The 21502-nt window shown below is 64.5% G+C and carries 24 protein-coding genes; 18 read left to right on the forward strand and 6 right to left on the reverse strand.

Annotated elements, in window-relative coordinates; all coding sequences use genetic code 11:
• The first annotated feature begins 42 nt into the window (after window positions 1-42).
• The 5 genes from POR01S_RS16200 to POR01S_RS16220 all read left to right on the forward strand — a co-directional run bounded on the left by POR01S_RS16200 (window position 43) and on the right by POR01S_RS16220 (window position 5115).
• Complete coding sequence (locus POR01S_RS16200; RefSeq protein ID WP_169853377.1) at window positions 43-1101, forward strand: polyamine ABC transporter substrate-binding protein; 1059 nt, start codon at window positions 43-45, stop codon at window positions 1099-1101.
• Window positions 1102-1155: 54 nt separating this feature from the next.
• A complete protein-coding gene (gene potA / locus POR01S_RS16205; RefSeq protein WP_042137065.1) occupies window positions 1156-2310 on the forward strand; it encodes a polyamine ABC transporter ATP-binding protein in 1155 nt (384 codons plus the stop codon).
• On the forward strand, window positions 2307-3215 hold the full coding sequence (locus tag POR01S_RS16210; protein WP_037006730.1) for an ABC transporter permease subunit: 909 nt from the start codon (window positions 2307-2309) through the stop codon (window positions 3213-3215). Before potA ends, POR01S_RS16210 begins: the two co-directional genes overlap by 4 nt.
• A gap of 82 nt (window positions 3216-3297) precedes the next feature.
• Window positions 3298-4194 (forward strand): ABC transporter permease subunit, encoded by an 897-nt coding sequence (locus POR01S_RS16215; RefSeq protein WP_027600164.1) that lies wholly within the window; start codon window positions 3298-3300, stop codon window positions 4192-4194.
• A 126-nt stretch (window positions 4195-4320) separates the two neighbouring features.
• On the forward strand, window positions 4321-5115 hold the full coding sequence (locus POR01S_RS16220) for a thymidylate synthase (RefSeq protein ID WP_027600165.1): 795 nt from the start codon (window positions 4321-4323) through the stop codon (window positions 5113-5115).
• 17 nt (window positions 5116-5132) lie between these two features.
• Here POR01S_RS16220 and POR01S_RS16225 read toward each other — a convergent pair whose 3' ends face one another.
• The 3 genes from POR01S_RS16225 to POR01S_RS16235 all read right to left on the reverse strand — a co-directional run bounded on the left by POR01S_RS16225 (window position 5133) and on the right by POR01S_RS16235 (window position 6946).
• Window positions 5133-5627 carry a gluconokinase gene (locus tag POR01S_RS16225; RefSeq protein WP_027600867.1) on the reverse strand — a complete coding sequence of 165 codons (495 nt, stop codon included), beginning with the start codon at window positions 5625-5627 and terminating at the stop codon, window positions 5133-5135.
• Window positions 5628-5668: 41 nt separating this feature from the next.
• A complete protein-coding gene (locus POR01S_RS16230; RefSeq protein WP_027600866.1) occupies window positions 5669-6532 on the reverse strand; it encodes an EamA family transporter in 864 nt (287 codons plus the stop codon).
• 69 nt (window positions 6533-6601) lie between these two features.
• Entirely contained in the window at window positions 6602-6946 is a 345-nt protein-coding gene (locus POR01S_RS16235; protein WP_027600865.1) for a hypothetical protein, read from the reverse strand.
• A gap of 227 nt (window positions 6947-7173) precedes the next feature.
• Between POR01S_RS16235 and POR01S_RS16240 the strand changes: the two genes are divergently transcribed.
• The 7 genes from POR01S_RS16240 (at window position 7174) to bamJ (ending at window position 13502) form a co-directional block, all read left to right on the forward strand.
• On the forward strand, window positions 7174-9618 hold the full coding sequence (locus tag POR01S_RS16240; protein WP_027600169.1) for a Lon protease family protein: 2445 nt from the start codon (window positions 7174-7176) through the stop codon (window positions 9616-9618).
• Between the two features lie 161 nt (window positions 9619-9779).
• A complete protein-coding gene (locus POR01S_RS16245) occupies window positions 9780-10121 on the forward strand; it encodes a PA4575 family protein (RefSeq protein WP_007160783.1) in 342 nt (113 codons plus the stop codon).
• An 80-nt stretch (window positions 10122-10201) separates the two neighbouring features.
• Window positions 10202-10690, forward strand: coding sequence for a TIGR00645 family protein (locus POR01S_RS16250; RefSeq protein WP_017640865.1), 489 nt, complete (start codon window positions 10202-10204; stop codon window positions 10688-10690).
• Between the two features lie 147 nt (window positions 10691-10837).
• Window positions 10838-11143 carry a DUF6482 family protein gene (locus POR01S_RS16255; RefSeq protein WP_027600864.1) on the forward strand — a complete coding sequence of 102 codons (306 nt, stop codon included), beginning with the start codon at window positions 10838-10840 and terminating at the stop codon, window positions 11141-11143.
• Complete coding sequence (locus tag POR01S_RS16260) at window positions 11140-12690, forward strand: cryptochrome/photolyase family protein (RefSeq protein WP_027600171.1); 1551 nt, start codon at window positions 11140-11142, stop codon at window positions 12688-12690. The genes POR01S_RS16255 and POR01S_RS16260 overlap by 4 nt, the downstream gene beginning before the upstream one ends.
• Window positions 12687-12842: a DUF2256 domain-containing protein gene (locus POR01S_RS23445; RefSeq protein WP_081737463.1), complete on the forward strand. Its 156-nt coding sequence runs from the start codon at window positions 12687-12689 to the stop codon at window positions 12840-12842. The genes POR01S_RS16260 and POR01S_RS23445 overlap by 4 nt, the downstream gene beginning before the upstream one ends.
• 42 nt (window positions 12843-12884) lie before the next feature.
• Window positions 12885-13502 (forward strand): BamJ family beta-barrel-assembly machinery protein, encoded by a 618-nt coding sequence (gene bamJ, locus POR01S_RS16265; protein ID WP_042137068.1) that lies wholly within the window; start codon window positions 12885-12887, stop codon window positions 13500-13502.
• 2 nt (window positions 13503-13504) lie between these two features.
• On the opposite strand, the gene POR01S_RS16270 is transcribed toward bamJ, so the two are convergent.
• Window positions 13505-13759: a PA4570 family protein gene (locus tag POR01S_RS16270; RefSeq protein WP_007160789.1), complete on the reverse strand. Its 255-nt coding sequence runs from the start codon at window positions 13757-13759 to the stop codon at window positions 13505-13507.
• A gap of 135 nt (window positions 13760-13894) precedes the next feature.
• Complete coding sequence (locus POR01S_RS16275) at window positions 13895-14869, reverse strand: polyprenyl synthetase family protein (RefSeq protein ID WP_027600172.1); 975 nt, start codon at window positions 14867-14869, stop codon at window positions 13895-13897.
• 400 nt (window positions 14870-15269) lie between these two features.
• On the opposite strand from POR01S_RS16275, the gene rplU reads away from it, so the two are divergent.
• From rplU to proB, 4 genes are all read left to right on the forward strand, one after another.
• Entirely contained in the window at window positions 15270-15584 is a 315-nt protein-coding gene (gene rplU / locus POR01S_RS16280; protein WP_007160791.1) for a 50S ribosomal protein L21, read from the forward strand.
• A 26-nt stretch (window positions 15585-15610) separates the two neighbouring features.
• Window positions 15611-15871, forward strand: coding sequence for a 50S ribosomal protein L27 (gene rpmA / locus POR01S_RS16285; protein ID WP_007160792.1), 261 nt, complete (start codon window positions 15611-15613; stop codon window positions 15869-15871).
• A 102-nt stretch (window positions 15872-15973) separates the two neighbouring features.
• Entirely contained in the window at window positions 15974-17185 is a 1212-nt protein-coding gene (gene cgtA / locus POR01S_RS16290) for an Obg family GTPase CgtA (protein WP_042137070.1), read from the forward strand.
• 15 nt (window positions 17186-17200) lie between these two features.
• A complete protein-coding gene (proB, locus tag POR01S_RS16295) occupies window positions 17201-18319 on the forward strand; it encodes a glutamate 5-kinase (protein WP_007160794.1) in 1119 nt (372 codons plus the stop codon).
• A 95-nt stretch (window positions 18320-18414) separates the two neighbouring features.
• Here the strand turns inward: proB and rpsT are convergent, their stop codons facing one another.
• Window positions 18415-18693: a 30S ribosomal protein S20 gene (gene rpsT, locus POR01S_RS16300; RefSeq protein WP_007160795.1), complete on the reverse strand. Its 279-nt coding sequence runs from the start codon at window positions 18691-18693 to the stop codon at window positions 18415-18417.
• A 243-nt stretch (window positions 18694-18936) separates the two neighbouring features.
• Here rpsT and murJ point away from each other — a divergent pair, with 243 nt between their 5' ends.
• Both murJ and ribF read left to right on the forward strand, forming a co-directional pair.
• The gene (gene murJ / locus POR01S_RS16305; RefSeq protein ID WP_042137073.1) at window positions 18937-20475 is read left to right on the forward strand and encodes a murein biosynthesis integral membrane protein MurJ; all 1539 of its coding nucleotides are present in this window, start codon (window positions 18937-18939) and stop codon (window positions 20473-20475) included.
• A gap of 79 nt (window positions 20476-20554) precedes the next feature.
• The gene (ribF, locus tag POR01S_RS16310) at window positions 20555-21502 is read left to right on the forward strand and encodes a bifunctional riboflavin kinase/FAD synthetase (RefSeq protein WP_007160797.1); all 948 of its coding nucleotides are present in this window, start codon (window positions 20555-20557) and stop codon (window positions 21500-21502) included.

Genomic DNA, 21502 nt, shown 5'->3' on the forward strand with positions numbered 1-21502 from the left:
AAGGAGCCGCCCGTGCTTTCGTTGCGTAAAACCCTGCTGGCCATGACCACCCTGACCGTCATGGGAACCGCCGTCGCCGAGCCGACGGTACGCGTCTACAACTGGAGCGATTACGTCGGCGAGACCACGCTCGAGGATTTCCAGAAGGCCACCGGCATCACCCCGGTCTATGACGTCTTCGATTCCAACGAAACCCTCGAAGGCAAGCTCCTGGCCGGCCACACCGGCTATGACGTGGTGGTGCCCTCGAGCAACTTCCTGGCCAAGCAGATCAAGGCGGGCGCCTTCCAGAAACTGGACAAGAGCCAGCTGCCGAACTGGCAGAATCTCGATCCGGCATTGCTCAAGCAGCTGGAAAAGAGCGATCCGGGTAACCAATACGGCGTTCCCTACCTGTGGGGCACCAACGGCATCGGGTACAATGTCGACAAGGTCAAGGCCGCGCTGGGCACCGACAAGCTCGATTCCTGGGCCATCCTGTTCGAACCCGAGAACCTCAAGAAGCTGAGCAAGTGCGGCGTCTCCTTCATGGATTCGCCCGATGAGGTCTATCCGGCAGTACTGCAATACCTGGGACTCGATCCCAATAGCACCAACCCCGACGACTACAAGAAGGCTGAGGCGCAGCTGCTCAAGGTGCGGCCGTACATCACCTATTTCCATTCCTCCAAGTACATCTCGGATCTGGCCAACGGCAACATCTGCGTGGCCTTTGGCTATTCCGGCGATGTCTTTCAGGCGCGTTCGCGTGCCGAGGAAGCGAAGAAGGGCGTCAACATCGGCTACGCGATTCCCAAGGAGGGCGCGAACCTCTGGTTCGACCTCCTGGCCATCCCCAAGGATGCCAAGAACGTGAAGGAGGCCCATGCCTTCATCAACTATCTGCTGCAGCCCGAGGTCATCGCCAAGGTCAGTGACTATGTCGGCTACGCCAACCCCAATCCCAAGGCGGGCGAGCTGATGAATGCCGAGCTGCGGCAGGACGAGACCGTCTATCCGCCACAGGCGGTGATGGACAAGCTGTACGTCATGAAGGAGCTGCCCCCGCAACTCCTGCGCCTGGAAACCCGCAGCTGGACGCGGGTCAAGTCCGGCAAATAACCAACGCTAAGCGGACCGGCCCGGCCGGTCCCCGATTTTCCTGGGGAGATGTACATGGCGACCGCCACCAGTGCCTTCAAGAAAGCCGCCACCGGCGACAAGAAAGCCAAGGAAGTCCTGGTCAAGATCGACCGGGTCACCAAGAAGTTCGACGAAACCGTCGCTGTCGACGACGTCTCCCTGACCATCAACAAGGGCGAGATCTTCGCCCTGCTCGGCGGCTCGGGTTCGGGCAAGTCGACCCTGCTGCGCATGCTGGCCGGTTTCGAACGGCCGAGCGAAGGGCGCATCTTCCTCGATGGTGTGGACATCACCGACATGCCGCCCTACGAGCGGCCGATCAACATGATGTTCCAGTCCTATGCGCTGTTCCCGCACATGAGCGTGGAGCAGAACATCGCCTTCGGCCTCAAGCAGGACAAGCTGCCCAGGGCCGAGATCGAGGCCCGCGTGGCCGAGATGCTCAAGCTGGTGCACATGACCCAGTACGCCAAGCGCAAGCCGCACCAGCTCTCCGGTGGCCAGCGCCAGCGCGTGGCCCTGGCGCGCTCCCTGGCCAAGCGACCCAAGCTGCTGCTGCTCGACGAGCCCATGGGCGCGCTGGACAAGAAGCTGCGCTCGCAGATGCAGCTGGAGCTGGTGGAGATCATCGAGCGCGTGGGCGTGACCTGCGTGATGGTGACCCACGACCAGGAAGAGGCCATGACCATGGCCGAGCGCATCGCCATCATGCACCTGGGCTGGATCGCCCAGGTGGGCAGCCCGATGGACATCTACGAGACCCCGGCGAGCCGGCTGGTCTGCGAGTTCATCGGCAGCGTCAACGTCTTCGAAGGCGAGCTGACCGACGACGGTGCCGACCACGCCATCATCCAGAGTCCGCAACTGGAACGACCGATCTACATCGGTCACGGCATCAGTACCCGGGCTCAGGAAAAGCAGGTCACCTTCGCCCTGCGTCCCGAAAAGCTGCTGATGGGCACCAGCCTGCCGGCGGATCACGAGCATCCCGACTACAACTGGTGCAGCGGCACCGTGCAGGACATCGCCTACCTGGGCGGTCACTCGGTGTACTACGTGCGCCTGGCCTCCGGCCATCTGGTCCAGTGCTTCATCGCCAACGCCGAGCGCCTCGGCAAGCGACCCACCTGGGATGACGCCGTGGTGGTGTACTGGGAAGACGACAGCGGCGTGGTACTGCAAGCATGACCAGACCTCCCTTGCTCAAGCGCCTGCTCGATGGCCGCCGCCTGACCATCGGCGTGCCCTTCGTCTGGCTGTTCCTGTTCTTCCTGCTGCCGTTCCTGATCGTGCTCAAGATCAGCTTCTCGCTGGCGGACGTGGCCATCCCGCCCTACACCGAGCTGTTCAGCTACGCCGACCAGCAACTGGATATCGCGCTCAACTTCGGCAACTACCTGATGTTCGCCGACGATCCGCTGTATCTGGATGCCTATCTCGGTTCGCTGAAGATGGCCGGCATCAGCACCCTGATCTGCCTGCTGATCGGCTATCCCATGGCCTATGCCATCGCCCGGGCCAGTCGCGAGAAGCAGACGGTCCTGCTGCTGCTGATCATGATGCCGACCTGGACCGCCATTCTCATCCGTGTCTATGCCTGGATGGGGCTGCTGTCCACCAACGGCCTGATCAACAGCTTCCTGATGAATCTGGGGATCATCAGCAGTCCGCTGCAGATGCTCAACACCAACTTCGCGGTGTACCTGGGGATCGTCTATTCCTATCTGCCGTTCATGATCCTGCCGCTGTTCGCCAACCTGGTGAAGCATGACCTGACCTTGCTGGAAGCCGCCGGCGACCTGGGCGCCAGCCGCTTCACCAGCTTCTGGAAGATCACCGTGCCGCTGTCCAAGAACGGCATCATCGCCGGCTGCATGCTGGTGTTCATTCCGGCGGTGGGCGAGTTCGTCATTCCCGAGCTGCTGGGTGGCCCGGAGACCCTGATGATCGGCCGCGTGCTCTGGCAGGAATTCTTCAACAACCGTGACTGGCCGGTGGCGTCCGCCCTGGCGGTGGTGATGCTGCTGATCCTCATCGTGCCCATCGTGCTGTTCAACAGAAACCAAGCCAAGGAACTGGAGGGCAAGCTGTGAGCCAGAAAGCCGCTCTGTGCCCATCGTGCTGTTCAACCGGCTCTCCAATCTGGAGCCGAGCCAAGGAACTGGAGGGCAAGCTATGAGAGGCCTCAAGTTCACCAACCTGATGCTGGTGCTCGGACTGCTGTTCATCTACCTGCCGATGGTCATCCTGGTCATCTACTCCTTCAACGAGTCGCGCCTGGTGACCGTCTGGGGTGGCTGGTCGGTGAAGTGGTACGTCGGGCTGCTGGACAACAGCCAGCTGATGAGCGCGGTGTTCCGCTCCCTGGAGATCGCCTTCTACACGGCCATCTCCTCGGTGATCCTCGGAACCCTGGCGGCCTTCGTGCTGACCCGCATCCCGCGCTTCCGCGGCCGCACCGTCTTCGGCGGCATGGTCACGGCGCCGCTGGTGATGCCCGAGGTGATCACCGGTCTGTCATTGCTGCTGCTGTTTGTCTCCATGGCTCAGCTGATCGGCTGGCCGCAGGATCGCGGCGTGACCACCATCTGGATCGCCCACACCAGCTTCTGCTCGTCCTATGTGGCGGTAGTGGTGTCGGCGCGGCTGCGCGAACTGGACCTGTCCATCGAAGAGGCGGCCATGGACCTGGGCGCCCGGCCGTGGAAGGTGTTCCTGCTGATCACCATTCCCATGATCGCGCCGTCGCTGGCGGCGGGCGGCATGATGTCCTTCGCCCTGTCGCTGGACGACCTGGTGCTGGCGAGCTTCGTGTCGGGCCCCGGCTCGACCACCCTGCCGATGGAGGTGTTCTCCGCGGTGCGCCTGGGCGTGAAGCCGGAGATCAACGCCATTGCCAGCCTGATCCTGCTGGCGGTCTCGCTGTTCACCTTCTTCGCCTGGTACTTCACCCGCCGCGCCGAGAAGAAGCGCCTGCAGGGGCTGCAGGAAGCCATGGATGCCACGGCCTCGGAGATCACCCAGCGCGAGCGCGAAACGGCGACCCTCACGGCGCCGCCAGCCAGCAGCTAGGTGTCCTGGAAAAGGCGGCCTCAGGGCCGCTTTTTTATGTCCGATGAGCAAGCCTGCGACAAGCGCGACCGCTGCAACAGGGCACGATTTGGTACCATTTGCCTTTTGCCAGGTAGCGCTCCCGCCATGAAACAGTACCTCGACCTGATGCGCCACGTGCGCGAACACGGCACCTTCAAGAGCGACCGCACCGGCACCGGGACCTACAGCGTCTTCGGCTACCAGATGAGATTCGACCTGGCCGAGGGCTTTCCCCTGGTCACCACCAAGAAATGCCATCTGAGATCCATCATCCACGAACTGCTGTGGTTCCTGCAGGGCGAGACCAATATCCGCTACCTGAAGGACAATGGCGTGTCCATCTGGGACGAATGGGCCGACGAGAACGGTGAGCTGGGACCGGTCTACGGCTACCAGTGGCGCAGCTGGCCGGCACCCGATGGTCGCCATATCGACCAGATCGCCGGGGTGGTGGACATGATCCGCGCCAAGCCCGACTCGCGCCGCCTGATCGTCTCGGCCTGGAATCCGGCCCTGGTGGACGAGATGGCGCTGCCGCCGTGCCATGCGCTGTTCCAGTTCTATGTCGCCGATGGTCGCCTGAGCTGCCAGCTGTATCAGCGCTCCGCCGACATCTTCCTCGGCGTGCCCTTCAACATTGCCAGCTATGCGCTGCTGACCCTGATGGTGGCCCAGGTCACCGGATTGCAGCCGGGCGAATTCATCTGGACCGGCGGTGATTGCCATCTCTATGCCAATCACCTGGAGCAGACCGATCTGCAGCTGACCCGCGAGCCGCTGCCGCTGCCGACCATGAAGCTCAATCCGGCGGTCACCGACCTGTTCGCCTTCCGCTTCGAGGATTTCGAACTGGAAGGCTACCAGGCCCACCCGCACATCAAGGCGCCCGTCGCGGTCTGAGGCGCTGGCCGCAGCGCTCAGGCGCCGTGGCCAGACGCCAGCACCTCGTCCACCAGCTGTTCCGGCGACTTGCGCACGTCCAGCACCTGGGCTTCCAGGTGATCGGGCGCCTCCAGGGTATCGAGCTGGCTCTGCAGGAGCTTTGGATCGAAGAAGTGTCCGCGGCGACTGCCGATGCGCTCGGCCAGGAGCTCCGGCGAGCCCTTGAGAAACAGCAGGCGGACCCCTTCGAGGCCGCTTAGCAGGCGGTCGCGATAGATCTTTTTCAGCGCCGAGCAGGCGAACACCCGGGTGGTGCCCTCGGCCTGCGCCTGCTGCATGGCATTGTGGATGGCGTCCAGCCAGGGCCAGCGATCCTCGTCGGTGAGGGCGATACCCTTGGCCATCTTGTCCTTGTTGGCCTGGCTGTGAAAGGTGTCGGCATCGTCGAAACGACAGCCAAGCCGGCTGGCCAGGAGTTCGCCCAGGGTGGTCTTGCCACTGCCCGAGACGCCCATTATCAGATAGATCATCGTCGGTACTCCGCGTGAGGATTCGCCTCGCTATAGAGTGCCTAGAGCGGCGTTTGCTCCGGGGTCAGGCGGCTGCTCCAGGTGGCGCCGATGGACGCGACGATGATGCAGGCGAGGGCGAACCACTGGGCGATGCCCAGGATTTCGCCGAGGAACACCCAGCCGGAGAGGGCGCCCAGCGCGGGCTCCAGACTCATCAGGGTGCCGAAGGTGGACGCCGGCAGGCGGGTCAGCACCACCATCTCCAGGGCGTAGGGAATGGTCGTGGACATCAGCGCCAGGGCCAGTGCCAGCGGCCAGATTTCCGGTTGCAAGAGATTGCTGCCGCTGTGGGCGATGCCGATGGGCAGGATCACCAGGGCGCCGATGGTCGCGCCAAAGGCTACCGTGCCGGTGCCGTGCACCGCCCCCGCGCGCTTGCCCAGCACGATGTACAGCGCCCAGCAGGCACCGGCGCCCAGGGCCAGGGCGGTGCCCAGTGGATCCAGCGCCGAGGCGTTGTGGCCGAAGGGTAGGAGTACTGCCAGGCCGGCCACTACGAGCACGATCCACAGCAGGTCCAGCCAGCGGCGCAGGGCGCACAGTGCCACCACCAGGGGGCCGACGAATTCCAGGCCGACGGCGATGCCGATCGGCAGCCGCTGCATGGCCAGGTAGATGGTCAGGTTCATCACGCCCATGGCGATGCCATAGCCCAGCAGACTGCCCAGCGCCTCGCGGCGAAAGTTGCGCCAGGGGCGCAGCACCAGCAGCAGGACCAGCGCGGCGAAGATCAACCGCAGGGTGGTGACGCCCACCGGGTCGAGACGCAGGAACAGGGTCTTGGCCAGGCTGGCGCTGGTCTGGATCGAGGTCATGGCGACCAGCAGCAGGGCAACGGCGAACAGCGGCGAACGGGCAGACATCGGCAGGGCTCGACAAGCGGGCCCGCCAGCATAGGTCATCCTATCCGCGCCGCAAGGTTGGCTACGACCTCAACGTGTTTTGGAGCGCAGGTGCAGTTGTTCGGCGCCTTCGCGATTTTCCCGGACCTGGTCCAGGAACCGCTGCTGCTCCTCGCGCTGGGCCACCTGCACGCATTGCGCATAGCCCGCGTCCCAGCCCTGCTGATAGGGCTTTTCCGCGGCGAAGCGACGGGCGTCCTTGTGCTCGTAACCTATCCCGTTGACCGCCTGCTTGCCGGTCTGGCAGCCGTCGCTGAAGCCGTCGGCATAGGCCGGCGGATAGCCCTTGGCGATCAACTGGTCGTGATAGCTGGTGCAGGCCGCGAGCGCGGACAGCAGGAACAACAGCGGAATGAAACGACGAGAGCCAGCCATGGGGCCTCCTCACGGGATCCTACGCCTGATCCCCATGTAGAGAGCTTAGTAGGCGTCTGGTGAGAATTTCGTCAAAAAACGCGGGCGCCGGAAAATACCGACAGACGTTGCGCTAACCCCGCGCACCGCTGCGCTTAAATGCGCAGGGGTGCGCCGCTTGCCTTGCTTCGGCTGTCATCCCGGTCGCAGAATGCGGACACTGCTTGCATGCCTGACAAGGACTTACGATGCACGATCCCGTCGCGGCCGGTCTCCGGCTCGCTCCCGATGAGCTGACCCGCCCCTTCGCTCCCGAACAATTCTCCTTTGCCGATACCGATCAGCTCGAACCCTTCCGCGGCATCCTCGGTCAGGAACGCGCGGTGGAAGCCCTGCAGTTCGGGGTGGCCATGCCGCGGCCCGGCTACAACGTCTTTGTCATGGGCGAGCCGGGCACCGGTCGCTTCTCCTTCGTCCAGCGCTATCTCAAGGCCGAGGCCAAGCGCCAACCGACGCCCAACGACTGGGTCTACCTGAATCACTTCGAAGAGCCCCGCGCCCCGGGCGCCCTGGAGTTGCCGCCTGGTGAAGGCGAGGCTTTCGTGGCCGACATGGCGCATTTCATCGACAACCTGCTGGCGACCTTTCCGGCGGTGTTCGAGCACCCGGCCTTCCAGCAGAAGAAGAGCGCCATCGAGCGCGCCTTCAACCAGCGCTACGACCAGGCGCTGGACGTGGTGGAAAAGCTCGCCCTGGAAAAGGAGATCGCCCTCTATCGCGACGCCAACAATGTCGCCTTCACCCCGATGAAGGAGGGCAAGGCGCTGGACGAGGCCGACTTCGCCCAGCTGCCCGAGGCCGAGCGCGAGCGTTTCCACGCCGACATCTCCAGCCTGGAAGAGCGCCTCAACGAAGAGCTGGCCAGCCTGCCGCAGTGGCGGCGCGAATCGAGCAACCAGCTGCGTGCCCTGAATGAAGACACCATCATCCAGGCCCTGCAGCCGCTGCTGGCGCCGCTGTCGGAGAAGTACAACGACAATCCCGGGGTCTGCGCCTACCTGCAGGCCATGCAGGTGGATCTGCTCAAGACGGTGGTCGAGCAGCTGGCCGACGACGCCAAGCCCGACATGCAGCGGCGCAAGGAATTGCGCGAGCAGTACGAACCCAATCTGATCATCGGTCACCACGTCACCGGCGGTGCACCGGTGGTGTTCGAGTCCCACCCGACCTACGACAACCTCTTCGGGCGCATCGAGTACCAGTCCGATCAGGGCGCGCTCTACACCAACTATCGCCAGCTGCGCCCGGGGGCGCTGCACCGCGCCAATGGCGGCTTCCTCATCGTCGAGGCGGACAAGCTGCTGACCGAGCCCTTCGTCTGGGACGCGCTCAAGCGCGCCCTGCATTCGCGTCAGCTGAAGATGGAATCGCCACTGGCCGAGCTGGGGCGGCTCACCGCCATGAGCCTGGCGCCGCAGCAGATCCCGCTGCAGCTCAAGGTCATCATCATCGGCTCGCGCAACATCTACTACACCCTGCAGGAGCTGGATTCGGACTTCCAGGAGATGTTCCGGGTGCTGGTGGACTTCGACGAAGAACTGCCGCTGCGCGACGAGAGCCTGGAGCAGTTCGCCCAGCTGCTCAAGACGCGTACCTCGGAGGAGGGCATGGCGCCCCTGACCTCGGCGGCCGTGGCCCGCCTGGCCACCTACAGCGCCCGCCTGGCCGAACACCAGGGGCGGCTGTCGGCGCGTATCGGCGATCTGTTCCAGCTGGTCAGCGAAGCCGACTTCATCCGCCACCTGGCGGGCGACGAGCGGACCGACAAGGGCCATGTCGAGCGCGCGCTCAAGGCCAAGGAGACCCGCACCGGTCGCGTCTGCGCCCGGGTGCTGGACGACATGCTCACCGGGCTGATCCTCATCGACACCCAGGGCGCGGCGGTGGGCAAGTGCAACGGCCTCACCGTACTGGAGGTCGCCGACTCCGCCTTTGGCATGCCGGCGCGCATCTCCGCCACCGTCTACCCGGGCGCCAGCGGCATCCTCGATATCGAGCGCGAAGTCAGCCTGGGTCAGCCGATCCACTCCAAGGGGGTGATGATCCTGACCGGCTACCTGGGCAGTCGCTATGCCCAGGAATTCCCGCTGTCGATCTCGGCCAGCATCGCCCTGGAGCAGTCCTATGGCTATGTCGATGGCGACAGCGCCTCCCTCGGCGAGGCCTGCACCCTGATCTCGGCGCTGTCGCGCACCCCGCTCAAGCAGTGCTTCGCCATCACCGGCTCCATCAACCAGTTCGGCGAGGTGCAGCCGGTCGGGGGCGTGAACGAGAAGATCGAAGGCTTCTTCCGCCTCTGCCAGGCCCGTGGCCTGACCGGCGAGCAGGGCGTGATCATCCCGCGCGCCAACGTCACCAACCTGATGCTCGACGAGACCGTGCTGGAAGCGGTCCGCGCGGGGCTGTTCCATGTCTATGCCGTACGTCAGGCGGACGAGGCCCTGTCGCTGCTGGTGGGCGAGCCCGCCGGGGCGCCGGATGCCAAGGGTCGCTTCCCCGACGGCAGCGTCAATGCGCGCGTGGTACAGCGTCTCAAGGAAATCGCCGAGCTCGAGCTGGAAGATGAACTGGCCGACAAACTCAGTGATAACTCCAAGGCAAAAGGGAAAAACAACCAAGCGGCGGAGAACTGAGGTCCAGGGGGCAGGTCGGATTTTGTACAAGGTGCCGCAGCCCAAGTAGCACGGCGCCCAGACCCGCTTGCCCCCTGTTGACCAACAGGGTTGTCCACAGCCTTTGTGGATACCTCTGGCCTAGGACCGGCGAGCATTGAGCGCTTCGAGAGGATGACGCCATGTCCCGCACCATTACCCTGATCCGTCCCTGCCTGGGCCTCGTCACCCGTATCGAATGCGAAATCAAGCCGCTCGGTCAGGAGCAGGGCCTGTGGACCCTGTTGTGCGCCGCCGGCCTGAACGGTCAGCAGCCCACCGCCATCAAGGCCCAGGGGCCTTTCCACGGTCCCAAGGCGGCCGAAGGCGTCATGACCGCCATCGCCGAGAACCTGGTCGAGCAGGGCTATATCCAGGTCGAAGAGACCCAGATCTGGCGCCTGCACATGCAGAGCGAACTGCGGAAGATGAATGGCGAGCGTGCCCATCAGCAGGTGCGTTTCCAGGTCGGCCCCGACGCCTGAGTCAGGTACAACCTGCCGCATTGGTCCGCCTGCACCGCCCCGGTATACTCGCCCGGCCCTGGTAATCCGAGCGAGTCTGCATGGAACGTCTGATCGAAAAAGCCCTTTACGCCTCCCGCTGGCTGCTGGCACCCATCTATCTGGGTCTGTCCCTGGCCCTGGTCCTGCTGGCGCTCAAGTTCTTTCAGGAAGTCTTCCACGTCCTGCCGCACATCTTCGAATCCACCGAGGCCGAGCTGATCCTCCTGGTGCTGTCGCTGATCGACATGGCGCTGGTGGGTGGCCTGCTGGTGATGGTGATGATTTCCGGCTACGAGAATTTCGTCTCCCAGCTGGACATCGACGAAGGCTCGGAAAAGCTCAGCTGGCTGGGCAAGATGGATTCGGGCTCGCTGAAGAACAAGGTGGCCGCGTCCATCGTCGCCATCTCCTCGATCCATCTCTTGCGCATCTTCATGGATGCCCAGAACACCAATCCCGAGTACCTCAAGTGGTACGTGATCATCCATCTGGTGTTCGTGGTCTCGGCCTTTGCCATGGGCTATCTGGATCGCCTGACCAAGCATTGACTGACCGGGCAGCCATTCGTCCGCCGCCTGCAGCTTTCGCTTACGCTTTGTGGATTGCACCGCTGCGCTTGCCTGTCCTAGGTTGTCGAAGGCTCACAGCTGCCGATCGACGCCATCCCCGGCGTCGATCTCGACCCGGAGGTTTCCATGCAATTGCCGGAATTGACCCAGCGCGCCCAGGCCGGTGAGGTTCGTGAACTCAATCTGCTCTCCATCGAGGGCGGTTTCTATGTGCTCGAGGTGCTCACCCAGAGCGGTCGCACGCGCCTGACCGGACGGGATGGGCATTTCTACCGGCTGGGCTCGGCCGCCCAGGCCCGCCGCCTGCTGGCTGATCTGCCGGCACTCCCGTGCTTTCTCATCCAGCACAGTGCCTACGACGAGATGGTCGGCATGGCGCCACGCTCGGCCGAACCCCTGAAGATCCCGCTGAACTACCGGAACGCCTCTTGAGCGAGGGCGCCGTTCGGCGCCTGCTGCCGGTCTTCGGCGATCAGCTTTCGCCTCGCCTGGCCTCCCTGCGCGACGCCGATCCCGCGCAGGACGTGCTGCTGCTCGCCGAAGTGATGAGCGAAGCCAGCTATGTCCCTCATCATCCGCGCAAGATCGCCCTGATCTTCAGCGCCATGCGCCACTTCGCCAGCGAGATGCGCGCGCGCGGCTTCCGGGTTCTCTATCGCACCCTGGACGACCCCGACAACCAGGGCTCGCTGCCGGCCGAGATCGCGTTCTGGGCAAAGACGACGGGCGCGCGTGAGATTCGGCTGACCGAGACCGGCGAGTGGCGACTGGAGCAGGCGCTGCGGGCGCTGGACCTGACGATACCGGTACGCTGGCATGGCGATGACAGATTCCTCTGCAGTCGCGCCGCCTTTGCCCGCTGGGCCGGGTCGCGCACCGAGCTGCGCATGGAGGCCTTCTACCGCGGCATGCGCAGGCGACACGGCTGGCTGATGGAGGGGCCAGACGAGCCTTGCGGTGGCGTCTGGAATCTGGACAAGGACAATCGCAAGGCGCTGCCTAAAGACCAGCCTGTTCCCGAGCCCTTCAGCTGTCCGGCCGATGCCTGTACCGGGGACGTGCTCGAGCTGGTCGGGCAGCGCTTCGCTCATCACTATGGCCGGCTGGAGGGCTTCGACTATCCGGTGACCCGGGCGGATGCCGAGCGCCTCTGGCAGCACTTCCTGGGCACGGGCTTGCGCGACTTCGGCAGCTATCAGGACGCCATGGCCCGTGGCGAGCCCTATCTGCATCACGCCCGGATCAGTGCGGCGCTCAATATCGGGCTGCTGGACCTGCGTCAGCTCTGCGCCGACGTGGATGCCGCCTATCGCGAGGGCAGGGTGCCGCTCAACAGTGCCGAGGGCTTCCTGCGTCAGCTGATCGGCTGGCGAGAGTACGTCCATGGCGTCTATTGGCTGCGCATGCCCGAATACCGTGAGCTCAATGCGTTGGGCAATACCCGGGCGCTACCAGAGTTCTACTGGACCGGCGATACCCGTATGGCCTGCATGCGCCAGGCCATCGGCCAGACCCTGGCGCTGGGCTACGCGCACCATATCCAGCGGCTGATGGTCACCGGCAACTTCGCCTTGCTGGCCGGCATCGCGCCCCAGGCCATCGGCGAGTGGTATCTGGCGGTCTATCTGGATGCTTTCGAGTGGGTCGAGCTGCCCAATACCCAGGCCATGGTGATGCATGCCGACGGCGGCTATCTGGCAAGCAAGCCCTATTGCGCCAGCGGCCAGTACATCCGTCGCCAGTCCGACTACTGCAAGGGCTGCCACTATCAGGTCATGGAAGCGCTGGGCGACAGGGCCTGTCCCTTCAATGCCCTCTACTGGCACTTCCTAATCCGCCATCGCGAGCGTTTCGCCCACTATCCGCGCATGCTCAATCTCTATCGCAATCTTGATCGCCAGGCCCCCGAGCGCCAGCAGGCTCTCTGGCAGCGTGGCGAAATCCTGCTGGCGCGTCTCGACGCGGGAGAATCCCTATGAAGAAGGGCGATCTGCCCACCAAGGTCTGTCCGGTCTGCCAGCGGCCCTTCGCCTGGCGCAAGAAATGGGAGCGCAACTGGGACGAGGTGCGCTATTGCTCCGAGCGCTGTCGCCGGCAGCGCGGCAGCCTCGGCGGCGAGCCGGGACCCTGATGTGCTAGGCTCGGCTCCTTTTTTCACGATGGAAAGGCTGCTATGAACGACATCCTGCTCGACACCGACGAAGCCCGCGTCAGCTACGGCATCGGCCGCCAGCTGGGCGACCAGCTGCGCCAGAATCCGGTCCCCGGCATGCAGCTGACGGCCGTGCTCGCCGGCCTGACCGAGGCCTTCGACGGCCAGGATTCCCGGGTGGACGTCGAGTCGCTGAACGCCAGCTTCCGCGTCATCCGCGAGCGCATGCAGGCGGAAGCCCAGGCCAAGGCTGCTGCGGCGGCCCAGGAAGGCGTCGACTACCTCAAGGCCAATGCCGAGCGCCCTGGCGTCGTGGTGCTGCCGTCCGGTCTGCAATACGAGGTGCTCACCCAGGGGGAGGGCGCCACGCCGACCCGTGAAGACCAGGTGCGCACCCACTACCACGGCACCCTCATCGACGGCAGCGTGTTCGACAGCTCCTACCAGCGCGGCCAGCCGGCCGAGTTTCCGGTGGGCGGCGTGATCGCCGGCTGGACCGAAGCCCTGCAACTGATGCCTGCCGGCAGCAAGTGGCGCCTGCACGTGCCTAGCGAACTGGCCTATGGCGCCCAGGGCGTCGGTGGCATCCCGCCGCACAGCGTGCTGGTGTTCGACGTCGAGCTCCTCGACATCCTCTGAGGCTAGCAGTCCAGGCGCAGCGCCTCGTTGTCCGGGCGCAGCGCCAGGGCGTAGCTGAACAGGAAGACCTGGCGGATCTGCTCCTTCACCACCCGCGGCTCGCTGGAGGTGAGGCTGTGCAGATCCAGCTCGCCCAGGTCCTTGAGTTCTTCCAGGGCCGTCTCGTCCAGCTCCGCGCAGACCTTGCCGGTTTCCCGGTTGAGGATGCGCAGATAGGGGTGCGGCCGGTCCAGCCAGGCGTCGATCAGATAAGTCATGGCAAGGGCTCCTGCTGTGCTATTTATGAGAATAATTCTTATTCAATAAATAGCAAGGGATTACCTGACTTTTTTGGTCGGACATGAAAAAGCCCGCGGTCTGGCGACGGCGGGCTTGATCGAACGGTGCAGGCGTCAGTGGGTACGGGCCACCGAGAAGCGACCCAGGTCGGCCAGGGCATCGCGATATTCGCTGGCGGGCAGGGCGTCCAGGCAGGCGATCGCCCGCTCGGCGAATTCCTGCGCCTTGCGTGCGGTGTAGTCGAGGGCGCCAGCGGCTTCGACGGCGGCGCGCACGCCTTCCAGGTCCTGGCTGCCGCCCTGGCGGATCGCCTGGCGTACCAGGGCAGCCTGTTCGGCAGTGCCTTCGCGCATGGTCACGATCAGCGGCAGGGTCGGCTTGCCCTCGGCCAGATCGTCACCGACGTTCTTGCCCAGGGCGACGGCGTCGCCCTGGTAGTCCAGCAGGTCGTCGACCAGCTGGAAGGCCACGCCCAGATGATCGCCATAGCGGCGCAGGGCGTCGGCCTGTTCGGCGCTGGCGCCGGCCAGGATCGCCGCGCTGTGGGTGGAGGCTTCGAAGAGCATGGCGGTCTTGCCGCGGATGACTTCCATGTAGATCTCTTCGGTGGTGCTGGCGTCGCGGATCTTCGACAGCTGCAGCACCTCGCCCTCGGCGATGACGCGGGTGGCCTGGGAGATGATGCGCATCACTTCCATGGAGCCGAGCGCCACCATCATCTCGAAGGAGCGGGCATAGAGGAAATCGCCCACCAGGACGCTGGGGGCGTTGCCCCAGAGGGCGTTGGCGGTGGAGCGGCCACGGCGCATTCCCGAGGCATCGACGACATCGTCGTGCAGCAGGGTGGAGGTGTGCAGGAATTCGATGGTCGCCGCCAGCAGCTGCAGATCGTGATCGGCGCGCCCGAGCGCCTTGCCGGCCAGCAGGACCAGCAGCGGACGCAGGCGCTTGCCACCCGCGGAGACGATGTAGTCGCCAATCTTCTCGACCAGCGGCACGCGCGAGGTCAGCTGCTGACGGATGATGCCGTCTACGGCGGCGAAATCGTCCGTCACCACGCGATAGAAGGACTGGGATTGCTGCGTCATTGAGAGGTGTCCACTGGAGGTCCGGGCAATATTCAAGCGGCCGGATGGCGCATGACCGCCAGACTATGCCCTAGGGACCGGCACAAGTGCCATGCCCAGGGATTGCCATCGCGCTCCCGCGGCTCGCCGCTCATGCCGATTCGGCTGGGCACCGGCCCGGCATGGCCGCTGAACGAGGTTGCGCGGCATGCTAGGGGTGGGGTGGGGGGCTGTCAAGGCGCGGGCGGGCGGCTCTTGCCTCCCGGCCACGGCTTGCGTAGAATCGCGGGCCCTGAACATTCCTAGGGTTAACCCCCTGTCTTACGCAATTGCGCGGTGGTCCTTCCGGTCCCGTGCAGCCATGCCGGTCGACGATTCTTCCTATAAAGCACCGGGTGAGCAGGTTTAACGGAGATTTACCATGTCCTACGCAGTTATCGTTACCGGTGGCAAGCAATACAAGGTCGCCGAAGGCGAATACCTGAAGGTCGAGAAGCTCGACATCGCTACCGGTGAAACCGTCACCTTCGACCAGGTTCTGCTGGTTGGCAACGGTGACGACGTCAAGATCGGTCTGCCGGTCGTTGATGGTGCCAAAGTGACCGCCGAAGTGACCGCCCAGGGCCGTCACGACAAGGTCACCATCATCAAATTCCGTCGTCGTAAGCATCACATGAAGCGTCAGGGCCACCGTCAGTGGTTCACCGAAATCAAGATCACTGGCATCCAGGCCTGATCTCGCCTCTAACGGAGAATTGACTCATGGCACACAAAAAAGCGGGTGGTTCTACTCGTAACGGTCGCGATTCCGAAAGCAAACGCCTTGGCGTGAAGCTGTACGGCGGCCAGGTCGTCAAGGCCGGCAACATCATCGTGCGTCAGCGCGGCACCCAGTACCATGCCGGTTACGGCGTGGGCCTCGGCAAGGATCACACCCTGTTCGCGAAAGTGGACGGCGTGATCAAGTTCGACGTGAAGGGCGCCTTCGGCCGTCGTTACGTGAGCATCGTCGCCGCCGCCTAAGGCTCGTGACGAAAGAAAAGCCCTGTCTACCCGACGGGGCTTTTTCGTTTGTAGTTAAGCTATTTCCTTGTTTGCAGCGGCCCGCGAGCGCGGGAGGTCCAGATGAAATTCGTCGATGAAGTATCCATACACGTAAAAGCGGGTGACGGCGGCAACGGCATGATGAGTTTCCGCCGGGAGAAATTCATCGAGAAGGGTGGCCCCAATGGCGGTGACGGCGGCGATGGCGGGTCGATCTGGCTCGAAGCCGACATCAACCTGAACACCCTGGTCGATTACCGTTACACCCGGCGTTTCACCGCGCAGAACGGTGAGAAGGGCGGGAGCACCGAGTGCACCGGCGCCAAGGGTGAAGACCTGGTGCTGCCGGTCCCCGTGGGCACCACGGTGATCGATGCGGCGACCCAGGAGATCATCGGTGACCTTACCCAGCCCGGTCAGCGCATCCGCGTCGTTCAGGGTGGCTGGCACGGCCTGGGCAACACCCGGTTCAAGTCCAGCACCAACCGCGCACCGCGGCAGACCACCCCGGGCAAACCCGGCGAAGAGCGCGATCTCAAGCTGGAGCTCAAGGTGCTGGCGGACATCGGTCTGCTCGGCCTGCCCAATGCCGGCAAGAGCACCTTCATCCGCGCGGTCTCGGCTGCCAAGCCCAAGGTCGCGGACTATCCCTTCACCACCCTGGTGCCCAACCTGGGCGTGGTCAGCGTGGGGCGCTTCAAGAGCTTCGTGGTCGCCGATATCCCGGGGCTGATCGAAGGGGCGTCCGAAGGTGCCGGCCTGGGAATCCGCTTCCTCAAGCACCTGGCGCGGACCCGCCTGCTGCTACACCTCGTCGACATGGCGCCCCTGGATGAAAGCGATCCGGCCGAGGCTGCCGAGACCATCATCAACGAGCTGACCAAGTTCAGCCCGGCGCTGGGCGAGCGTGACCGCTGGCTGGTGCTGAACAAGGCCGACCAGTTGCTCGATGACGAGCGCGAAGAGCGCCTCAAGGCGGTGGTCGAGCGTCTGGACTGGCAGGGTCCGGTCTTCGTCATCTCCGCCCTGGAGCGGGAAGGCACCGAGCAGCTCTGCCAGGCCATCATGCAGTATCTCGACGAGCGGACCCTGCGTCTCGCCGAGGACCCGGCCTATGCCGAGGCGCTGGAAGAACTCGATCAGCGCATCGAAGACGAGGCGCGGGCGCGTCTGCAGGCGCTGGACGACCAGCGGGCCCTGCGCCGTTCGGGCGTCAAGGCGGTGGACGAAGACGACGACTTCGATGATGACGAAGACGACGGCGACGGTCCGGAAATCTTCTACGTACGGTAAGAAAGGAGCTTGCCCATGCGTGATCAGGTGTCTGGCGCCCAGCGCTGGGTAGTGAAGATCGGTAGTGCCCTGCTGACCGACGACGGGCGTTGTCTGGATGGCGGGGCCATGGCTGGCTGGGTCGAGCAGATGGTGGCCCTGCACCAGGCGGGCATCGAGCTGGTGCTGGTGTCCTCGGGTGCGGTGGCGGCCGGTATGAGTCGGCTCGGCTGGGCGCAGCGTCCGACCGCCATCAACGAGTTGCAGGCGGCCGCGGCGGTAGGGCAGATGGGGCTGGTGCAGGCCTGGGAATCCAGTTTCGCCGAGCATCAGGTGCAGACCGCGCAGATCCTGCTCACCCATGACGACCTGTCCGATCGCAAGCGCTACCTCAATGCCCGCAGCACCCTGCGCACCCTGGTGAGCCTGGGTGTGGTGCCGGTGATCAACGAGAACGATACCGTCGTCACCGACGAGATCCGCTTCGGCGACAACGACACCCTGGCTGCTCTGGTGGCCAACCTGGTCGAAGCCGATCTGCTGGTCATCCTCACCGATCGCGATGGCATGTTCGATGCCGATCCGCGCAACAATCCCGACGCCAGTCTCATCAGCGAGGCGCGCGCCGACGATCCGGCCCTGGATCTGGTCGCCGGCGGTACCGGCGGTGCCCTGGGGCGTGGCGGCATGCAGACCAAGCTGCGTGCTGCGCGTCTGGCGGCGCGCTCCGGTGCCTATACCGTCATCGTCGGCGGGCGGATCCAGCAGGTGCTCAGTCGCCTGCAGCAGGGCGAACAGCTGGGTACCCTGCTGTCACCCGAGCGTGGCCTGGTGGCGGCGCGCAAGCAGTGGCTGGCGGGGCATCTGCAGGTGCGTGGCACCCTGCGCCTGGATGCCGGTGCGGTGGAGGCCCTAGTGGGCGGTCATCGCAGTCTGCTGCCGGTGGGCGTGCGAGCGCTGGAAGGCAGCTTCCGGCGCGGCGAGATGGTTGCCTGCGTCGGTCCGGACGGGCGCGAGGTGGCGCGTGGCCTGGTCAACTACAGTGCGACCGAGGCGCAGCGCATCCTGGGGCGGCCTTCGGATGCCATCGTGGTTGAGCTGGGCTATGTCTACGAGCCCGAGCTGATTCACCGGGACAACCTCGTCCTGGTCTGACGATCGTCGATCCTGGCGCCTCTCCGGAGGCGTTGGATTCCCGAATCCCAGGCAATAAAAAACCGGCCGAAGCCGGTTTTTTACTTGAACGCTTATCAGGCAGCGGCGGGGGTAGCCAGGGCCTTGATGTGCGCGTTCAGGCGGCTCTTGTGACGAGCGGCCTTGTTCTTGTCGATGATGCCCTTGTCGGCCATGCGGTCGATGACCGGAACGGCAGCAACATAAGCGGACTTGGCTTTTTCCAGGTCCTTGGCTTCGATCGCCTTGACGACGTTCTTGATGTAGGTACGCACCATGGAGCGCAGGCTCGCATTGTGGCTGCGACGCTTCTCAGCCTGTTTGGCGCGTTTTTTGGCGGAGGGGGAGTTAGCCACCGTGGAGCTCCTTCGAAAAAGACTGTATTGGGTACAGAGCGAACTCTGTAGCAAGTACAGAGCTAAATTAAGGTCGCGAATCTTGACGTCTCTGGCGGCGCCTGTCAAGGCTGTCTGGATGGATATCCGGCTGGTCGCCGATGAAGGGCCTCGTTACACTCGATCGCTTGTGCCCATCGCGCGACTGCGCTCACGCGCATCCTCTGTCACGTCCCGCTGCGTTCACCGAGTCCTCTCCCTGCCATGAATCTGCTCAAGTCCCTGGCCGCCGTCAGCTCCATGACCATGCTGTCCCGCGTGCTGGGTTTCGTGCGCGACACCATCGTCGCCCGCACCTTTGGCGCCGGCATGGCCACCGACGCCTTTTTCGTCGCCTTCAAGCTGCCCAACCTGCTGCGCCGCATCTTCGCCGAAGGGGCTTTTTCCCAGGCGTTCGTCCCCATCCTCGCCGAATACAAGGCCCAGCAGGGCGAGGAGGCCACCCGCACCTTTCTGGCCTACGTCAGTGGCCTGCTGACCCTGGTGCTGGCAGTGGTCACGGTACTGGGCATGCTGGCTGCGCCCCTGGTGATCTGGATCACCGCGCCGGGTTTCGCCGATACCCCGGAGAAATTCGCCCTCACCTCCAGCCTGCTGCGGGTGACCTTTCCCTACATCCTGCTGATCTCCCTGGCGTCCCTGGCCGGGGCCGTGCTCAACACCTGGAACAGGTTCAGCGTGCCGGCCTTCGTGCCGACCCTGCTCAACGTCAGCATGATCGTCTTCGCGCTGTTCCTGACCCCCTATTTCGATCCGCCGATCATGGCCATGGCCTGGGCGACCCTGGTAGGTGGCCTGGCGCAATTCCTCTATCAGCTGCCGCATCTCAAGCGCATCGGCATGCTGGTGCTGCCGCGACTGAATCTGCGTGACAGCGGCGTCTGGCGGGTCATGAAGCAGATGGGGCCGGCGATCCTCGGGGTCTCGGTCAGCCAGATTTCGCTGATCATCAACACCATCTTCGCCTCCTTCCTGGCAGCCGGCTCGGTGTCCTGGATGTACTACGCTGATCGCCTGATGGAGCTGCCCTCGGGGGTGCTCGGCGTGGCGCTGGGGACCATCCTGCTACCGGCGCTGTCGCGCACCTACGCCAAGGCCGATCGCCAGGAATATTCACGGCTGCTCGACTGGGGCCTGCGACTGTGCTTCCTGCTGGTGCTGCCCTGCTCGGCGGCCCTGGCGCTGCTGTCCGAGCCCCTGACCGTCTCGCTGTTCCAGTACGGCCGTTTCGATGCCCATGACGCCCTGATGACCCAGCGGGCACTGGTCGCCTATGCCGTGGGGCTGCTCGGCATCATCCTGGTCAAGGTGCTGGCGCCGGGCTTCTATGCCCAGCAGAACATCAAGACCCCGGTGAAGATCGCGCTCTTCACCCTGGCGGTGACCCAGGTGCTCAACCTGATCCTGATCGGTCCGCTGCAGCATGTCGGCCTGGCCCTGGCCATAGGCCTGGCGGCCTGTCTCAACGCCGGCCTTTTATTCTGGCAACTGCGCCGCCATAACCTGTTCATCCCCCAGGCAGGCTGGACAGGCTTCCTGCTGCGACTGCTGATCGCGGTGGCGGTGATGACCGCCGTCCTGGTCGGCCTGATGCAGCTGTTGCCCAGCTGGAGCGAAGGACTGATGTGGCAGCGCCTGCTGCGTCTGGGCGGGCTGGTCGCGGCGGGGGTGCTGGCCTATTTCGCCAGTCTCTTCCTGCTCGGCTTCCGCGTGCGCGACTTCAATCGGCGCGCGGTGCTGTGATTGCACAAGGCCGGGTGTGCGCCTGTCCTCGCGGCGGGCATCCGGATATAATCGATTAATTTCTGAGCAATACCTACCCATGCAGCTGTTTCGTGGTCTCCATCATCTCGACGCCTTTCCCAAGGGCTGCGTTGCCACCATTGGCAACTTCGACGGGGTTCACCTGGGGCACCAGGCCATCCTCGCGCGGCTGCGTGAGCGGGCGGCGGAGCTCGGGGTGCCCAGTTGCGTGGTGATCTTCGAGCCGCAGCCGCGGGAATTCTTCCTGCCCGATATCGCGCCGGTACGTCTGACCCGCCTGCGCGAGAAGCTGGAATGCTTCGCACGCCTGGGCGTCGACAACGTGCTCTGCCTGAACTTCAATCGGCGGCTGCGCGAGTTGTCTGCCGAGGCCTTCGTCCAGCAGGTGCTGGTGGAAGGCCTGGGGGTGAAACACCTGGAGATCGGTGACGACTTCCGTTTCGGCTGCGACCGCGCCGGCGACTTCACCTACCTGAACCTGGCTGCCCGCGACCACGGCTTCACCCTGGAAGCCGCCACCACCGTCGAGCTGGACGGCCTGCGGGTGAGCAGTACCCTGATCCGCCAGGCCCTGGCCGACGGCGATCTGGCCCTGGCCGCGCGCATGCTGGGCCGGCCCTACAGCCTCTCGGGACGGGTCTTGCACGGCCAGAAGCTGGCGCGTCAGCTGGGCTGGCCCACGGCCAACGTCCAGCTCAAGCGGCGTCGACCGCCGCTGCGCGGCGTCTATCTGGTCAGCAGCCTGATCGATGGGCGGGTGGTGCCGGGCGTAGCCAATATCGGCCAGCGGCCGACGGTGCAGGGCGATGGTCGTCCGCATCTGGAGATCCATCTGCTGGACTTTGCCGGCGACCTCTATGGCCGCCACCTCAGCGTGACCTTCGTGCAGAAGGTCCGCGACGAACAGAAATTCGCCTCTCTGGAGGCCCTCAAGGCGGCGATCGAAGCGGACGTCGCCACGGCCCGCGCCTACTGGCAGGGGCAACCGTCAACGAGCCTGGACTGA

The sequence above is a fragment of the Pseudomonas oryzihabitans NBRC 102199 genome (genome assembly GCF_000730625.1).
Classification (GTDB): domain Bacteria; phylum Pseudomonadota; class Gammaproteobacteria; order Pseudomonadales; family Pseudomonadaceae; genus Chryseomonas; species Chryseomonas oryzihabitans.

Bases quoted from the DNA above. Each gene is read 5' to 3' on its own strand.
- POR01S_RS16220 (WP_027600165.1), top strand. From the start codon at position 4,321: ATGAAACAGTACCTCGACCTGATGCGCCACGTGCGCGAACACGGCACC.
- POR01S_RS16255 (WP_027600864.1), top strand. From the start codon at position 10,838: ATGCAATTGCCGGAATTGACCCAGCGCGCCCAGGCCGGTGAGGTTCGT.
- POR01S_RS16250 (WP_017640865.1), top strand. From the start codon at position 10,202: ATGGAACGTCTGATCGAAAAAGCCCTTTACGCCTCCCGCTGGCTGCTG.
- POR01S_RS16210 (WP_037006730.1), top strand. From the start codon at position 2,307: ATGACCAGACCTCCCTTGCTCAAGCGCCTGCTCGATGGCCGCCGCCTG.
- POR01S_RS16245 (WP_007160783.1), top strand. From the start codon at position 9,780: ATGTCCCGCACCATTACCCTGATCCGTCCCTGCCTGGGCCTCGTCACC.
- POR01S_RS23445 (WP_081737463.1), top strand. From the start codon at position 12,687: ATGAAGAAGGGCGATCTGCCCACCAAGGTCTGTCCGGTCTGCCAGCGG.
- murJ (WP_042137073.1), top strand. From the start codon at position 18,937: ATGAATCTGCTCAAGTCCCTGGCCGCCGTCAGCTCCATGACCATGCTG.
- POR01S_RS16275 (WP_027600172.1), bottom strand. From the start codon at position 14,869: ATGACGCAGCAATCCCAGTCCTTCTATCGCGTGGTGACGGACGATTTC.
- ribF (WP_007160797.1), top strand. From the start codon at position 20,555: ATGCAGCTGTTTCGTGGTCTCCATCATCTCGACGCCTTTCCCAAGGGC.
- cgtA (WP_042137070.1), top strand. From the start codon at position 15,974: ATGAAATTCGTCGATGAAGTATCCATACACGTAAAAGCGGGTGACGGC.
- bamJ (WP_042137068.1), top strand. From the start codon at position 12,885: ATGAACGACATCCTGCTCGACACCGACGAAGCCCGCGTCAGCTACGGC.
- proB (WP_007160794.1), top strand. From the start codon at position 17,201: ATGCGTGATCAGGTGTCTGGCGCCCAGCGCTGGGTAGTGAAGATCGGT.
- POR01S_RS16225 (WP_027600867.1), bottom strand. From the start codon at position 5,627: ATGATCTATCTGATAATGGGCGTCTCGGGCAGTGGCAAGACCACCCTG.
- POR01S_RS16200 (WP_169853377.1), top strand. From the start codon at position 43: ATGACCACCCTGACCGTCATGGGAACCGCCGTCGCCGAGCCGACGGTA.
- POR01S_RS16240 (WP_027600169.1), top strand. From the start codon at position 7,174: ATGCACGATCCCGTCGCGGCCGGTCTCCGGCTCGCTCCCGATGAGCTG.
- rplU (WP_007160791.1), top strand. From the start codon at position 15,270: ATGTCCTACGCAGTTATCGTTACCGGTGGCAAGCAATACAAGGTCGCC.
- potA (WP_042137065.1), top strand. From the start codon at position 1,156: ATGGCGACCGCCACCAGTGCCTTCAAGAAAGCCGCCACCGGCGACAAG.
- rpmA (WP_007160792.1), top strand. From the start codon at position 15,611: ATGGCACACAAAAAAGCGGGTGGTTCTACTCGTAACGGTCGCGATTCC.
- POR01S_RS16235 (WP_027600865.1), bottom strand. From the start codon at position 6,946: ATGGCTGGCTCTCGTCGTTTCATTCCGCTGTTGTTCCTGCTGTCCGCG.
- POR01S_RS16270 (WP_007160789.1), bottom strand. From the start codon at position 13,759: ATGACTTATCTGATCGACGCCTGGCTGGACCGGCCGCACCCCTATCTG.
- POR01S_RS16230 (WP_027600866.1), bottom strand. From the start codon at position 6,532: ATGTCTGCCCGTTCGCCGCTGTTCGCCGTTGCCCTGCTGCTGGTCGCC.
- POR01S_RS16215 (WP_027600164.1), top strand. From the start codon at position 3,298: ATGAGAGGCCTCAAGTTCACCAACCTGATGCTGGTGCTCGGACTGCTG.